This is a genomic window from Brevibacterium sp. VCM10 (assembly GCF_000583215.1).
GTDB classification, from domain to species: domain Bacteria; phylum Actinomycetota; class Actinomycetes; order Actinomycetales; family Brevibacteriaceae; genus Brevibacterium; species Brevibacterium linens.
In genome coordinates this window covers 1-508 of the sequence record NZ_JAJB01000076.1, presented here as the reverse complement: position 1 = coordinate 508, position 508 = coordinate 1, and the positions used below count along the sequence as shown (strand labels likewise).

Genomic DNA, 508 nt, shown 5'->3' with positions numbered 1-508 from the left:
TCGACGGCCGCCTCGGTGACATCGATCTGCCCGTGGGCTTCGGTCAGGTATCGGACATCGCGAGGACCGTGCTGACGACCCTGGCCGACGAGGTTCCCGCGGGGACCACGGTCACCTACGGGCAGCTCGCCGAAGCCAGCGGCACCGGGATTCCGGCGCGGGCCGTCGGCGGGATCATGGGGCTCAATCCGATCCCGATCATCGTCCCCTGCCACCGCGTTGTCGCAGGCAGCGGGCTCGGCGGGTACTCGGGCGGACTGCCCGGGCACGAGCTCGAGACCAAGCGGCGCCTCCTCGAGTTCGAAGGCGCCCTGCCGCAGGCGCTGTTCTGAGCCCGTTCATACTCATCGGCCCGGCGCCCGTCATCGGCCCGGCGGCCGCGACGCTTCCTCACCCGTCGAACAGCTCCTGCCCGACGTAGCCGTCCTCGGTCGCTCCGGGCGGAATCGCCCACACGGTCGACCCGATCGGCGTCGTCCATTCGTTGAGCAGGTCCACCTCGGCGAGG

General features: G+C 70.9%; 1 protein-coding gene. It reads left to right on the top strand.

What is annotated here, in order from left to right:
* Positions 1-332, top strand: a 332-nt coding sequence (locus AD89_RS0116730; RefSeq protein WP_025780689.1) for an MGMT family protein, incomplete at its 5' end; no start/stop codon positions are given.
* Between the last annotated feature and the right edge of the window lie 176 nt (positions 333-508).